We start from the raw sequence: 14,546 nt of genomic DNA, 5'->3' as shown, positions 1-14,546 counted from the left end.
ACCGGTCGGCGGGCAGGGGTGACCGGCCGGGGATACGGTGTGGATGATTCGGTGGAAACCAATCCGAAAGGGGTGTGCTGCTCGTGCGATCCATCTGGAACGGCGCCATCTCCTTCGGTCTGGTCAGCATCCCGATCAAGCTCGTGAACGCCACCGAGAGCCACTCCGTCTCCTTCCGGCAGATCCACACCGAGGACGGCGGCCGTATCCGCTACCGCAAGGTGTGCGAGCTGGAGGAGCGCGAGGTGGCGCAGGGGGAGATCGGCAAGGCGTACGAGGACGCCGACGGGACGATGATCCCGATCACGGACGAGGACCTCGCGTCGCTGCCGATCCCGACCGCCAAGACCATCGAGATCGAGGGCTTCGTCCCGGCCGAGAAGGTCGACCCGCTCCAGGTGGACGCCGCGTACTACCTGGCGCCGAACGGTGTGCCGGCCGCCAAGCCGTACACCCTGCTGCGGGAGGCGCTCAAGCGCAGCGGGAAGGTCGCCATCTGCAAGTTCGCCCTGCGCGGGCGCGAACGGCTCGGGATGCTCCGGGTGGTGGAGGACGTGCTCGCCATGCACGGGCTGCTCTGGCCCGACGAGATCCGTACCACGGAGGGGGTCGCGCCCGACGCCGGCGTCACCGTCCGCGACAAGGAACTCGATCTCGCCGACGCCCTCATGGAGACCCTCGGCGAGGTCGACCTCAACGAGCTGCACGACGACTACCGCGAGGCGGTCGAGGAACTCATCGCCGCGAAGGCCTCCGGCGAGGAGCCGCCGACCGCGCCCGCCCCGGAGACGGGCGGCAAGGTGCTCGACCTGATGGCGGCCCTGGAGAACAGCGTCCGCGCCGCCAAGGAGTCCCGCGGCGAGGACGTCGCCGCCGTGACCCCCATGCGCACCCCGAAGGAACCCGCCGGCAAGAAGTCCACGGCCACGGCGAAGAAGTCGGCGCCGTCGGCCGCCTCCGCCAGGAAGTCCACGTCGAAGTCGTCCCAGGGGACACGGAGCGCCCAGGGCGCCAAGAAGACGACGGCGAAGAAGTCCACGGCGAAGAAGTCCACGACGGCGAAGAGCACCGCGAAGAAGACCCCGGCCAAGAAGACGACGCCCCGCAAGCGCCCGGCCTGAGACACCGGCGGGCACCGATTACCGGGAGCCGGGTGCTGCGTGGCGGGAGCCGGGAGCCGGGAGCCGGGTGCTGTGTGCCGGGTGCCGGGTGCTGTGTGGCGGGAGGCGGGCGCCGTGTGGCACGTGGCGGCGGCCGTCAGCTCTCCAGCCGGGCGCTCAGGCCCTCACAGCACCTTCGCCCGTACCAGCGCCGAGAGCACCAGCGTGCCGGGGAGCAGGGGCAGCCACACCGTCAGGACCCGGTAGCCGATGACCGTGGTCGTGGCGACCGTCGCCGGCGCGCCGAAGGCGACCAGGGTGAAGACGAGGGCCGCGTCCATCGGGCCGAGGCCGCCCGGCGCGGGCACCGCACCGGCGGCGGTGCTGGCGACGAGGTAGGCGAAGACCATCTGGATCCAGGACAGCGGCAGCCCGAGGGAGGTCCCGACGGAGGCGACGACCGCGCCCTGGCACAACGGGAACGCGGCGGCCCCGCCCCACAGCGCGAGGGCCCGGACGGGCCGGCTGTGCACGACCCGCGTGTCGGTCAGCGCGGTCCGCAGCCCCCCGATGAGCGGCTGCCGCAGCGGCCGTACGGTCGTGATCAGGGTGACCACGGCGGCCACGCTGACCCCGGTGATCGCGCCGGCCAGGGCCAGCGTCTCGCCCTTCGGGAGCAGCTCGGTCACCTTGAGGGTGCCGGGGAAGGCGACCAGGAACGCGAGGATCACCAGCGTCTTGGCGACCGGCTTCACCGCCGAGTACAGGGCGAGGGAGGCCGTGGCCCGGGGCAGGGGTATGCCCTGGCCGCGCAGGAAGCGCAGGACGACCGCGTGCGCGCCGATGTTGCCCGGCAGCGCCTGGCCCGCCGCGCCGGCCGCGAACTGGGTCGCGATCAGCCGCCCCGGCGGCAGCCGCTCGGGCACCGCGCCCTGCCGGACGAACGCGGCGGCCACGGAGCACAGGGCGGTGAAGAGGACCCCGGCCAGCAGCCACCGCGGGTCGGCCGAGACCAGCCGGGTGGCGCCGCCGTACACGGTGCGCCAGTCGACCGCGGCCCACACCCCGAGCAGCAGCAGCGGCAGCAGGGTGAGCGTGAGCCGCAACCGGCGCGCGGTGGTGGTGGATCGGGTGGGGACGAGTCGGCGGAGTCCGCTGGGGAGGCGGCTCCGGAGGTTCGTGGAGAGGCTCGTGGGGAGGTTCGCGGGGAGTTTCTTGGGGAGGGCGAGCGTGGAGCAGGGGGGCTCGGGCTCGGGGTCAGTGGCGGCGGGCCGCGCGGGGGGCGGCGCGTCGAGCGGAAGCGGATACAAAGGGCACGTCGTCCTTCCGTGTCGCCGCCGGGCGGACGGGGACCGGACCGGCGGAGGCAAGGCGTGACAAGAACGAGGGGGATGACAGGAGCGTTCCCTTCGGATGTGACGCTCACATGTGGGGGAACCGAATTCCCACCGCCGCCGGAGCCACCGTCAGGCGTCCGTACAGGCGTTTTGTATTCTCCCGTGCCCTTGTGGGAACGATGTTGTGATTCGTGTCACGCGAGGTCTAGGGTTGTATCGCTTGGCGGGTCCTCGGGGCGCGCGCCGAGTGGCGGCGAGCGACGGGGAGACCTCCGGGCGAGGGAAGTGATCCCGTTGTCCGTCGCATGGGACGACATCGGTGGGCTCGTCGACGCGCACGAGCGGTTCCTCGCCGGTGCGCGGGTCGACACGGAGGTGCGCGACCCGGTGCTCGACTCCTGGAAACGCTGCCGTTCCGCGGGCCTCGAACCCGACCGGCTGCTGATCCCCTACGCACCCGATCTCGCCCTGGAGGACCCCTTCCTCCACGCGGCCGACCCGGTGCTCTCCCGGCTCACCGCCTCCCTCTCCAACGTGAGCATGACCATCGTGCTCTGCGACGGCCAGGCCCGCGTGGTCCAGCGGCACGGCGGCGACCGCCGGCTCCTCAGCCGTCTCGACGAGGTGAACTTCGCCCCCGGCTTCTGTGCCTCGGAGGCCGCCGCGGGCACCAACGGCGTCGGCACCGCCCTCGCCGAACGCGGGCCGGTGTACGTCCTCGGCCGCGAGCACTTCGCCGACTGTCTCTCCCCGTTCGCCTGCGCCGGCGCTCCCGTCCGCGATCCGCTCAGCGGCCGTATCGAGGCCATCCTCGACCTCACCTGCCTCCGCGACGACGGCGACCCCGCCATGCTGCGCCTCGTCCGGGAGACCGCCCACGACATCGAGGCCCGCCTGCTGGAACAGGCCACCGACCGGGAGCGGGCCCTGCTCGCCGCGTACCGCCGGGCCGCGCCGCCCTCCGAGCCGTGGCCCCGCCAGCCCGACGGCCCCGCCCGGACGCGGGGGCCGTACGGCCACGGAGCCGAGACCCTCGGCCGCGTCGACCTGGCCGTCCTCCGCGAGAAGGCCGAGGAACTCATCGCCTCCCCCCACCTCACCCTCGACCAGGTGACCCTCCCCGGTGGCCGCGTAGCCACCCTCCTGCGCCGCCCGGTGATGGGCGCGTCGGGCGAGACCGGCGTCGTCGTCGAGGCCCGGGTCCAAGGCGGGCCCCGACTACGGCACATGGAACGAACGGCGCCGACGGGAGCGGCGGAGGGGGTGGGGGCGGAGATGGGGGAGGCGGGGGAGGCAGGGGAGGGGGCAGAGGTGGGGGAGGCGAGGGCGTCGACACGGCCCGTGCCGTTGGTGCAGTTGGTGACGCCGACGCTGACGCCGCCCGTCTCGCCTCCGGTGACGCCGACATCGACGTCGCCTGTCTCGCCTCCGGTGACGCCGGGATTGACGCCGTCGGTGCCGTCGGTGACGCCGATGGGGCCGACGCCGCCGGTTGAGCCGGTGACACCGAGTGGGCGGGGCACCCCGACCGTGTCGCCGTGGGCGGAGACGGGCTCGACCTCGCCGACCTCGCCGATGCCGCCCCCGGGGTCGCCGACGACCTCGCCCACCTCGCCGACGGCTCCGGTCACGCCGCCGGGCGTTGCCCCGCCGACCCCCACCACACCGACTGAGGAGGCCGCACCCATAGCGCCGCCGGACGCGACCGCCCCCACGTCCTCAGCCGCGCCCACCACCCAGGCCGCGCCCACCGCCCCGGCCACCACCTCCCCGCCCGCCCCACCCACTCCGGCCGCCACCCCCACCGCACCCCCCGCTCCACCTCCCGCCGCCCAGCCCTCCCACCCGGCGGCCTCGCCCCGCCCCGCCGTCGTCCTGCCCGCGGTCGCCCCACCCTCCCCGCAGCCCCCACCGGCGGCTACGCGGCCCGCCCCCGCCCCCGCCCCATCGCCCGGGACCGGCGGCGACGCGTCAGCCGGGCCCAGCGGCGCCCCCGTAGCCGACGCCTGGCTGCTGCTCGTGGGCGAACCCGGGGTCGGCCGGCTGGCGGTGCTCGCGCGCCGTCGGCTGGAGCTGCTGCACGACGCCGGGATCCGTATCGGCACGACGCTGGACGTGACTCGTACCGCCGAGGAGCTGACGGAGGTCGCGGTGCCGAGGTTCGCCGACTTCGCCGCCGTGGACCTGCCCGACTCCGTCCTCCTGGGCGACGAGCCCGAACCACTGGGGGAGGGGATGGCACTGCGCCGGGTCGCGCTGGGCGCCGTCCACCGCGACTCGCATCTGTACGAGGCCGGCGACCGCGTCCAGTACGTCGCCACCACCCCGCAGGCCCGCAGCTGGGAGACCGGCCGCTCGGTGCTCGAACCCGTCCTCGCCGAGGCGGGCGGCTGGCTCGCCCAGGACCCCGCCCGCCTCGAACGCGCGCTCGCGGCCGGCATCCACTCCCTGATCACCGTGCCGCTGCGGGCCCGCGGCACGACCCTCGGCGTGGTCAGCTTCTACCGCTCACGGCAGCCCGCCCCGTTCGAGGACGACGATCTGTCGCTCGCCCAGGAACTGGCCGGCCGCGCGGCGATCTGCGTGGACAACGCCCGCCGCTACACCCGCGAGCACAACACCGCCCTCGCCCTCCAGCGCAGCCTGCTGCCCCGGGGCCGCCCCGAACAGAGCGCGGTCGAGGTCGCGTACCGCTATCTGCCCGCGCAGGCGGGCGTCGGCGGCGACTGGTTCGACGTCATCCCGCTCTCCGGCGCCCGCGTCGCGCTGGTCGTCGGGGACGTGGTCGGCCACGGCCTGCACGCCGCCGCGACCATGGGCCGGCTGCGCACCGCCGTCCACAACTTCTCCTCCCTGGACCTGCCCCCCGACGACCTCCTCACCCACCTCGACGATTTGGTCGCCCGCCTCGACCGGGGCGAGGGCTGGGCGGTGGAGAACACCCACGAGGACTCCGGCATCATCGGCGCGACCTGCCTCTACGCGGTCTACGACCCCGTCTCCCGGCACTGCACCCTCGCCCGCGCCGGGCACCCCCTGCCGGCGATCGTCGGCCCCGGCGGCCATGTGGACCTCGTCGACCTGCCGTCCGGTCCGCCGCTCGGCCTCGGCGGCATGCCGTTCGAGACGGTCGAGCTGGAACTGGCCGAGGGCAGCCGCATGGTCCTCTACACCGATGGCCTGGTCGAGGACCGGCACCGGGACATCGACACCGGCCTGGAACGGCTCCGTTCCGTCCTGTCCGGCGCCGACCGGACCCCGGAGGACACCTGCGACGCGATCCTCGACGCGCTGCTCCCGACCCGGCCGTGCGACGACGTGGCCCTGCTCGTCGCCCGCACGCACGCGCTCGGCGCGGAACGGGTCGCCCAGTGGGAGCTGCCCGGCGACCCGGCGATCGTCTCCCGCGCCCGCGTCGCCGCCACCAGGCAGCTGACCGCCTGGGGCCTGGACGACCTGGCCTTCACGACCGAACTCATCGTCAGCGAGCTGGTCACCAACGCCATCCGCCACGCCACCGGCCCCGTCCAGCTCCGCCTGCTGCGCGACCGTGCCCTGATCTACGAGGTCTTCGACGGAAGCGGCACCTCACCCCGGCTGCGCCGCGCCCGCACCGAGGACGAGGGCGGCCGCGGCCTCTTCCTGGTCGCCCAGCTCACCGAACGCTGGGGAACCCGCTACACCCCCGAAGGCAAGATCATCTGGGCGGAGCAGCCGCTGCCGTGACCCGACGTCAGCGCCAAGTGCCGGCCGCCCAAGTGCGGGCCGCCCGCCAGAGGGACGACGGGTGACAGGGGGCCGCCCTGCCCGCCGTGGACGACGGCGGACACAGGGACGACGGCGGACAGAGGGACGACGGCGGACGACGGCGGACGACGGCGGAAGGCCGAACCGCGGCCCGTGGACGCCCAGTAGACTCGCCGAAGTGAAGATCATCCGGGTCGGTCCGTGACCACGCCGCCGCCTCCCGCACCCAGCCGGGTCGTCGTCTGCCGCGACTGCTGCTGCGGCACGTCGAAGCTCCCCGGTGTCGACCACGAGGCCCAGTCCGCCCGGCTCCGGCAGACGGTCCCCACCCGCGTCTCCACCTGCCTGGACGTGTGCGACCAGGCCAACGTGGTCGTCGTCCAGCCCTCCGCCGCCGGCCGCGCCGCCGGCGCCCGCCCGGTCTGGCTCGGCCTCGTCAACGACCCCGACGCGACCGAGGACATCGTCGCCTGGGTACGCGCGGGCGGCCCGGGGGTGGCCCCGATGCCACCCATCCTCGACCTGTACGTCTTCACCCCGCCCCACCGGCGCGGAGCCGGATGACGCCGGTGGTGGCTCAGACCGGGTAGGCGCGCGTCTGCGTCGCCTTGACCGTGGCCCAGGGAGCGGCCCCGGCACCGGAGCCGGAGTCGTGGAACCTCCCGCCCCCTCACCGACCTTGGTGAGTGCGGCCTTGACGTCCTGCTCATAGGAGACGGGTGTGACCCGGAGCCCGCTCGCGTCGAGGGCCTTCTGAGCGGCGGCACCGCAGGGCACCTCCTTGTCGTACAGCACGACCTTGAGTCCGCTCCTGGCGAGGTCCGTCGGGGAGGAGATCCCCTCGGGATTGATTCCGTATGAACGTCACGGGCGCCCCGACGGCACGCCCCCGCGTCCGTCACGATCTTCGCTCACAGATGGCCCGAGCTCACAGGTGGGAGAGAGCGAAGGAAACCAGAAACCCACTCACAGTGATCAGCCCGACAGCCAGATGGGCGTCATCGAACGCCTCGGGAATCATGGTGTCGGCGATCATCGCGAGGATCGCTCCCGCGGCCACAGCGGTCACGCCGGCGATCACGGCGGGCGAGAAGGAACCGACCACGGCATAGCCGAGAACCGCCGAGACCATACTGGCGGCGGCGATCGCTCCCCACACCCCGAAGACATAGCCACGACCACGGCCGGCCTTCTTCATCCCCGCCGCACTGGACAGCCCTTCGGGAACGTTGCTGATGAACACCGCGGCGACGGTCACAAGACTGACGGCACCACCATCCAGCAGGCTCACCCCGATCACCGCGGACTCGGGCACCCCGTCCAACAGCGCACCCAGGGCCAGCGCCATCCCGGACCCGCCCTGCTCGCCCTCGGACGGCTGCGCCTGCGCCCGCCGATACCCGGACCGCTTACGATGCCGGGCCCCACGCCGGGCGAGCCATACATTCCCCCCGGTATAGGCCAGCGCCCCCACCAATGCCCCCACGGCAGCAGGAGCAAGCCCGGCCTCCTCGTAGGCCTCCCCCACCAACTCGAAGGACACCGCCGAGATCAACACCCCGGCCCCAAAGGCCATCACCCCGGCAATAACCTTCTGCGGCACACGCACGGCGAACCCCACGAGGGCCCCCACCAACAGGGCGGCCCCCGCCACCAGCCCCCAAACGCCAGCCAACAACACGTCACTCATGCCGCCCGAGTACCCGAGCAAGAGGGAAGATCTACAGACACCGAGAACGCGTCACCGTCTCTCAACTCAACGAAGAGGTCGGTCCGCCCAGGCTGGACTCACTCGGAGACGGACGGGCGTGTAGCCGTGCCCCCCGTGACACTGCGCGCTGTGCTCCGTGAGCGTGTGTCGGCGTACTTGTCGAGTTCGCGCATGGCCTCGGCGTGGGCGCTCATCCGGATACTCACACTTCCGCTGGTGAAGAGAGCCACACCGGCCACCGATACCGGCACGGACAGCCCGAGCACAGCCAGGGCTTCAGGCCAATCGCGCTCGTTCTGACACCAATCCCCCCGATACACGCCGCCGTTGGCCGTACCGCGATCGGTGAACAACCGCGGCTCGCACTCCGCGGGGTAAGGGTCGTCGGGCTTCTCGTCGACCGTCTAGGGCGTGACCAGCAGCAGGACACACCAGACCCACTGAAGCGTCGCCACGACCAGTAGCCCGATCCCCCAGGCCCGCAGTCGCCCGGCCCGGTCACGGAAATCGAGGTCATACTCACGTGAACGCATGGCGGGCAAACCTAGCAGCGGCCCCCTGCCCCATGGCATGGCCCACGACGCGAGGACGACGACCAAGCGGACAAGACCGGACCTAGGGCTGTCGTTTGGATCACGCCTGGGCCGCGGGGCTTGGCACGCGCATCTGCGGCGTTGTCGTCGGTTGCCAACGCTCCGCGTTGACTCCCTCCTCCGCCTTGCAGCTGCACGCACCAAGCCCCGCTCACCGGCAGCCATTGGTGCCCGTAGCCCGAGTCTGCATGATCCAAACGACAGACCCTAGACGACCTGAGGCAGGACCGGGCGAAGGTCACACCAGGACCATGACTCGCGTGACACGGGCAGCGTTCCCTCAAGGCGGCACCGGATCACGCCCGCCGCACAAACACGAAGACCCCGGCCTCAGCGTTTCCGCTGGTGACGGGGTCTTTGGGCACCTCATACAAGGTGCCCCCGGCAGGATTCGAACCTGCGCACACGGCTCCGGAGGCCGTTGCTCTATCCCCTGAGCTACGGGGGCGTGTCGGGCGCCTTGTTTGGCGGCGACGGGTAGAACCCTACCAGCTCCCTGGGGCAGGTCATGAACGGTTATTGGGGTGTGGGAGAGGGGTTGAGCTGGGGGAGGTCGCCCGCAGGGGGCGGAAGTGGGGAAAACCCGGACGCGGCGGTGCGTGCGGACCTACTCTCGAGTTGTGCCAGGCGTGTCCGGTCGGGTGCTTGTTGTGGACGACAACAAGGTCATCCGGCAGCTGATCAGGGTCAACCTCGAGCTGGAGGGCTTCGAGGTGGTGACCGCGGCCGATGGTGCCGAGTGTCTGGATGTCGTCCATCACGTTCGACCCGACGTGATCACCCTCGACGTCGTGATGCCCCGGCTCGACGGTCTCCGTACCGCCGCCCGGCTCCGCAGTGACTCCCGTACCCAGCGGCTGCCCCTCGCCATCGTCAGTGCCTGTACCCAGTACGAGGTCGAAGCCGGGCTCGACGTCGGCGTCGACGCCTTCCTCGCCAAGCCCTTCGAACCCAACGAACTCGTGGCCCTTGTCAGGCAGTTGGTCGAGCGAGGGGAGTCCGATCCCTCCGTTCAGTTCGGCATGGACACCGGTGCGGGGGGCAACGTCGGCGGCACGAGTGGTGGGGGCGGGGGCGAGGGCGCGGAGTGTGCCGGACGGTCCGGTAGCTGACTGTCGGTTCGGCGGGCCTCGTCGTCCTGTCCTGGTCCCGGTCGGCCTGGCCGTTTCTTCGTCCGTCCTCGGCCTCGGTTCCCGGTATGGCTCCCGAGTCGGTTCCAGCCTGGCCCTCTGGCCCGGCGATCCCTATGCGGCAGGGCTTCTGCGGCGGGACCCCGCACCCACCCCTGGTTCCGTCCCTCCGCGCGGCCGCGTCGCTTGCCCAGCCATCCACGGGTGTCCACATCCCGGACCACACGGGAAACCTGCTCGCATACCCACCCCCCTCCTCCCATACGCTTGTCCCCGTGACCCCCGTCGAGCTCTCCCGCACCGTGTTGCACGCGGTGCGCCGTGCTGTGGATCAAGGGGAGCTGAGCGTGGCCGTACCCGCACGGGCGGTCGTCACCCCGCCCGGACCCGGCGGCAGTGGGGACTACGCCACCAACATCGCCCTGCAACTGGCCCGGCCCGCCGGGCGGCCGCCTCTGCAGGTCGCCGAGATCCTTCGGCCCCACCTCAGCCGGACCGAGGGTGTCGCCGCCGTCGAGATCACCGGGCCCGGGTTCCTCAACATCCACCTCGATCGGAACGCCGTCGCCTCCCTCGTGCGGGACGTCCTCGATCGGCGGGGTCACGGCCTTCCCTACGGCCACAGCGACGCCCTCGCCGGGCAGGTGCTCCGGCTGCGCATCCCGTACGACATCCGCGCGGAGGTCGTCGCCGACGCGGTGGGGCGGATCGTCGCCAGCCAGGGGGGCCGGGTCGAGGTCCATCACGTCAGGCCGCAGGTCACCACCCCGGGGGTGGAGTCTCATACGCCGGGTGCGCCAGGGGCGGCGGGGGCGGCGGGGGCGTTGGGGGCGCCCGGCGAGCGTCCGCCCCTCGGCTCCGACACGTCCGATACATCCGACGCATCCGACGCATCAGAGGTGCACACCGACCTGGCCGAGCCTCGGGGGAGTGACGACCTCCCCTCCCCCCAGGATCGGGCCCTGGAAGAAGTCCGCGTCGCCGACGGGAACGCGGGGCCCCGGACCGCCGACGCCAGTGAGCCCGGCCCCAGGCCGGACGCCATTCGCCCGGACCGGCAAGGCAACGCCCCCGAGCCCATCGACCTCCGGCCCGTCCCCGCCCCCGAGGACCCCGCGCCCCTCGGCCCCGACGCCCTCCGCTGGGCCCTGCTGCACCCCGCCGCCCACGACCGGCCCAGGATCACCGCCGACCTTCTCGCGCAGCGGGCCAGCAACCCCCTCTTCCGCGTCCGTTACGCCCACGCCCGAGCCCGCGCACTCACCCGCAACGCCGCCACCCTCGGCTTCACCGGTACCCCCGGCCACCTCGACGCCATCGCGTCGGCCGGCCTCGGCCTCGCCACCAGCGCGGTCGCCGCCCGCGGCGACCACAGCGTCATCGCCGCACCCTTCACGGACCCGGGCGCCCCGGCCTTCACGACCCCGGACGTCGTACCCGTCTCCGACCCCACCACCCCCCTCCTCACCGCGATCTCCGAGTACCCCCACGTCCTTCTCCGCGCCGCGACCCATCGAACGCCCGACCGTCTCGCCCGGCACCTGGTCGTCACCGCCGACGCCCTGCTGGCCTTCCAGCACACGGTGCTGCCGCGCGGCGAAGAGAAACCCTCGGCCGCCCACCGGGCCCGGCTGGCGCTTGCCGAAGCCGCCGGGACGGTGCTGGCCGGCGGCCTGTCCCTGCTCGGCATCGACGCACCCGAATACCTCTGAGCGAGCCCATCGGTCCCAAGCCCTCGGTCCCAAGCCCTCGGTCCCAAGTCCTCGGTCCCAAGTCATTGGTTCCAAGCCCTCGGTCCCAAGTCATTGGTTCCAGTGGTCCCGTCATTGGGTCCACCGGTCCCAAGCCTCCGGCCCGGTCAAAATCCCAGGTCGACGGCCCAGGCCAAAAGCCCAAGCCCTAAGACCAGCCGAAAGCCCAGGACTGAGCCCAAGCCAGGCACCAAAGCCCCGGGCCCGTGAGCACGCACAGAGTCCCAATAGGTAAAGAGAGTCAGACCAGTCATGAGCCGTTCCGCACACCCCGCCGGGCCCCGTCACGCCGATGTGCTGCCGGAGGGGCACTACAGCGCCCCGCCCGCCGATCTGAACACGCTCGATCCGAAGGTGTGGGCCCAGACCGTCGACCGCGGGGACGACGGTGTCGTCCGCGTCGGCGGGGTCGACGTGAAGGCGCTGGCCGAAGAGTTCGGCACGCCCGCCTACTTCCTCGACGAGACCGACTTCCGCGCCCGCGCCCGCGCCTGGCGCACCGCGTTCGGGCCGGACGCCGACGTGTTCTACGCCGGCAAGGCGTTCCTGTCGCGCGCGGTCGTGCGCTGGCTGCACGAGGAGGGGCTCAACCTCGACGTCTGCTCCGGCGGCGAGCTCGCCACCGCCCTGTCCGCCGGTATGCCCGCCGACCGCATCGCCTTCCACGGCAACAACAAGTCCACGGAGGAGATCCGCCGGGCCGTCGAGGCCGGCGTCGGCCGTATCGTCCTCGACTCCTTCCAGGAGATCGTGCGGGTCGCGCACATCGCCCAGGAGCTCGGCAAGCGGCAGCGCGTGCAGATCCGGGTGACCGTCGGCGTCGAGGCGCACACCCATGAGTTCATCGCCACCGCGCACGAGGACCAGAAGTTCGGCATCCCGCTCGCCGGGGGGCAGGCCGCCGAGGCCGTACGGCGGGCGCTGAAGCTGGACGGGCTGGAGCTCATCGGGATCCACTCGCACATCGGGTCCCAGATCTTCGACACCTCCGGCTTCGAGGTCGCCGCCCACCGCGTCGTCGGGCTGCTCAAGGACATCCGCGACGAGCACGGCGTCGAGCTGCCCGAGATCGACCTCGGCGGCGGGCTCGGTATCGCCTACACCAGCGCCGACGACCCCCGGGAGCCGCACGAGATCGCCAAGGCGCTCACGGAGATCGTCACGCGGGAGTGCGAGGGCGCCCGGCTGCGTACACCGAGGATCTCCGTCGAGCCGGGGCGGGCCATCGTCGGGCCGACCGCCTTCACGCTCTACGAGGTCGGCACCATCAAGCCGCTGGACGGGCTGCGGACGTACGTCTCGGTCGACGGCGGCATGTCGGACAACATCCGGACCGCACTGTACGACGCCGAGTACAGCGTCGCGCTGGTGTCCCGCACGTCCGACGCCGAGCCGATGCTCGCGCGGGTGGTCGGCAAGCACTGCGAGAGCGGTGACATCGTGGTGAAGGACGCGTTCCTGCCGGCCGACCTGGCACCGGGTGACCTGATCGCCGTGCCGGCGACCGGCGCGTACTGCCGTTCCATGGCGAGCAACTACAACCACGTACTGCGCCCGCCCGTCGTCGCGGTCAAGGACGGGGAGGCCCGGGTGATCGTCCGACGGGAGACGGAGGACGATCTGCTCCGCCTCGACGTCGGCTGACGGAGGAGGATCCGGGTGACGCGCGTCCACTTCCGCCTCGACGTCGGGTGACGCGCGTCCGGCCGGGTTCGCTACGGGGCGGATAATGAATGCCGGGAATTGCGGGGCCGAAAGATCTCCGTCCTACGGCCCCGCGAAAATGAAATAGATGTCTCACGATCCGGACGAGGGATAGAAACTCCCGTCCGGTGAGTGAGACTGGTTCCACCGTATTCGGTATGAGGAAACGAGGTCGGATGATGCGTACGCGTCCACTGAAGGTGGCGCTGCTGGGCTGTGGGGTTGTCGGCTCAGAGGTGGCGCGCATCATGACGACGCACGCCGACGACCTCGCCGCCCGGATCGGGGCCCCCGTCGAACTCGCGGGCGTGGCCGTGCGCCGGCCCTCGAAGGTCCGTGAGGGCATCGACCCTGCCCTCGTCACCACCGACGCCACCGCCCTCGTCAAACGGGGAGACATCGACGTCGTCGTCGAGGTCATCGGCGGTATCGAGCCCGCCCGCTCCCTCATCACCACCGCGATCGAGCACGGCGCCTCCGTGGTCTCCGCCAACAAGGCGCTCCTCGCCCAGGACGGCGCCGCCCTGCACGCGGTCGCCGAGGAGGCGGGCAAGGACCTCTACTACGAGGCCGCCGTCGCCGGCGCCATTCCGCTGATCCGCCCGCTGCGCGAGTCGCTCGCCGGGGACAAGATCAACCGGGTGATGGGCATTGTCAACGGCACCACCAATTTCATCCTCGACAAGATGGATTCCACGGGCGCCGGGTACCAGGAGGCCCTGGACGAGGCCACCGCGCTCGGCTACGCCGAGGCCGACCCGACCGCCGACGTCGAGGGTTTCGACGCCGCCGCCAAGGCCGCGATCCTCGCCGGGATCGCCTTCCACTCGCGGGTACGGCTCGACGACGTGTACCGCGAGGGCATGACCGAGGTCACCGCCGCCGACTTCGCCTCCGCCAAGAACATGGGCTGCACCATCAAGCTGCTCGCCATCTGCGAGCGGGCCGCGGACGGTGGCTCCGTCACGGCGCGCGTGCATCCCGCGATGATCCCGCTGACCCACCCGCTGGCCTCCGTACGCGGCGCGTACAACGCCGTGTTCGTGGAGTCGGACGCCGCGGGGCAGCTGATGTTCTACGGCCCCGGAGCGGGCGGCTCGCCCACGGCCTCCGCCGTCCTCGGCGACCTCGTGGCCGTCTGTCGCAACCGGCTCGCGGGCGCCACCGGACCCGGTGAGTCCGCGTATGCCGCCCTGCGGGTCTCGCCCATGGGCGAGGTCGTCACGCGCTACCACATCAGCCTCGATGTGGCGGACAAACCAGGTGTTCTCGCCCAGGTGGCGACCGTGTTCGCCGAGCACGGGGTGTCGATCGATACCGTTCGCCAGCAGGGCAACAACGGCGAGGCCTCCCTCGTCGTCGTCACCCACCGAGCGTCCGACGCCTCCCTCAACGGGACCGTCGAGGCGCTGCGCAACCTCGACACCGTGCGGGGTGTCGCCAGCATCATGCGGGTTGAAGGAGAGTAACCAG

10 protein-coding genes, 1 tRNA gene and 1 pseudogene are annotated in these 14,546 nt (G+C 72.0%); 7 read left to right on the top strand and 5 right to left on the bottom strand.

The genetic code is table 11. From position 1 onward, the window contains the following. The first annotated feature begins 83 nt into the window (after positions 1-83). Positions 84-1,121, top strand: a complete 1,038-nt coding sequence (ku, locus tag SMA5143A_RS33710; RefSeq protein ID WP_441349511.1) for a Ku protein — start codon at positions 84-86, stop codon at positions 1,119-1,121. A 164-nt stretch (positions 1,122-1,285) separates the two neighbouring features. Here the strand turns inward: ku and SMA5143A_RS33700 are convergent, their stop codons facing one another. Further along, positions 1,286-2,410 carry a lysylphosphatidylglycerol synthase transmembrane domain-containing protein gene (locus tag SMA5143A_RS33700; RefSeq protein WP_107466633.1) on the bottom strand — a complete coding sequence of 375 codons (1,125 nt, stop codon included), beginning with the start codon at positions 2,408-2,410 and terminating at the stop codon, positions 1,286-1,288. Between the two features lie 321 nt (positions 2,411-2,731). Here SMA5143A_RS33700 and SMA5143A_RS44240 point away from each other — a divergent pair, with 321 nt between their 5' ends. Together SMA5143A_RS44240 and SMA5143A_RS33685 are read left to right on the top strand one after the other, a co-directional pair. Continuing rightward, positions 2,732-6,163: a SpoIIE family protein phosphatase gene (locus SMA5143A_RS44240; protein WP_258193880.1), complete on the top strand. Its 3,432-nt coding sequence runs from the start codon at positions 2,732-2,734 to the stop codon at positions 6,161-6,163. Between the two features lie 222 nt (positions 6,164-6,385). Further along, positions 6,386-6,748, top strand: a complete 363-nt coding sequence (locus SMA5143A_RS33685) for a hypothetical protein (RefSeq protein ID WP_107466632.1) — start codon at positions 6,386-6,388, stop codon at positions 6,746-6,748. Positions 6,749-6,859: 111 nt separating this feature from the next. Here the strand turns inward: SMA5143A_RS33685 and SMA5143A_RS44235 are convergent. The 4 genes and pseudogenes from SMA5143A_RS44235 to SMA5143A_RS33660 all read right to left on the bottom strand — a co-directional run. Next, positions 6,860-7,086: pseudogene (locus SMA5143A_RS44235) on the bottom strand (molybdate ABC transporter substrate-binding protein); the annotation flags it as partial. Between the two features lie 26 nt (positions 7,087-7,112). Continuing rightward, complete coding sequence (locus SMA5143A_RS33675; RefSeq protein WP_099967570.1) at positions 7,113-7,874, bottom strand: ZIP family metal transporter; 762 nt, start codon at positions 7,872-7,874, stop codon at positions 7,113-7,115. Between the two features lie 425 nt (positions 7,875-8,299). Next, complete coding sequence (locus SMA5143A_RS44635) at positions 8,300-8,428, bottom strand: hypothetical protein (RefSeq protein ID WP_308812058.1); 129 nt, start codon at positions 8,426-8,428, stop codon at positions 8,300-8,302. A 436-nt stretch (positions 8,429-8,864) separates the two neighbouring features. Next, positions 8,865-8,936, bottom strand: a tRNA-Arg gene (locus SMA5143A_RS33660). 193 nt (positions 8,937-9,129) lie between these two features. Between SMA5143A_RS33660 and SMA5143A_RS33655 the strand changes: the two genes are divergently transcribed. From SMA5143A_RS33655 to SMA5143A_RS33640, 4 genes are all read left to right on the top strand, one after another. Next, complete coding sequence (locus SMA5143A_RS33655; protein WP_375136577.1) at positions 9,130-9,600, top strand: response regulator; 471 nt, start codon at positions 9,130-9,132, stop codon at positions 9,598-9,600. Between the two features lie 293 nt (positions 9,601-9,893). Beyond that, complete coding sequence (gene nrtL, locus SMA5143A_RS33650) at positions 9,894-11,330, top strand: ArgS-related anticodon-binding protein NrtL (protein WP_107466629.1); 1,437 nt, start codon at positions 9,894-9,896, stop codon at positions 11,328-11,330. A 291-nt stretch (positions 11,331-11,621) separates the two neighbouring features. Next, entirely contained in the window at positions 11,622-13,013 is a 1,392-nt protein-coding gene (gene lysA / locus SMA5143A_RS33645; RefSeq protein WP_107466628.1) for a diaminopimelate decarboxylase, read from the top strand. Between the two features lie 239 nt (positions 13,014-13,252). Next, entirely contained in the window at positions 13,253-14,542 is a 1,290-nt protein-coding gene (locus SMA5143A_RS33640) for a homoserine dehydrogenase (RefSeq protein ID WP_055538232.1), read from the top strand. Positions 14,543-14,546 lie beyond the last annotated feature (4 nt).

Source organism: Streptomyces sp. MA5143a (assembly GCF_900290235.1).
Classification (GTDB): Bacteria; Actinomycetota; Actinomycetes; order Streptomycetales; family Streptomycetaceae; genus Streptomyces.
The sequence above is the reverse complement of the archived record's forward strand: the minus strand, read 5'-3'. Positions and strand labels throughout refer to the sequence as shown.

Coding starts and splice junctions, on each gene's coding strand:
- SMA5143A_RS33675 (WP_099967570.1), bottom strand. CDS start 7,874: ATGAGTGACGTGTTGTTGGCTGGCGTTTGGGGGCTGGTGGCGGGGGCC.
- SMA5143A_RS44635 (WP_308812058.1), bottom strand. CDS start 8,428: ATGCGTTCACGTGAGTATGACCTCGATTTCCGTGACCGGGCCGGGCGA.
- lysA (WP_107466628.1), top strand. CDS start 11,622: ATGAGCCGTTCCGCACACCCCGCCGGGCCCCGTCACGCCGATGTGCTG.
- SMA5143A_RS33640 (WP_055538232.1), top strand. CDS start 13,253: ATGCGTACGCGTCCACTGAAGGTGGCGCTGCTGGGCTGTGGGGTTGTC.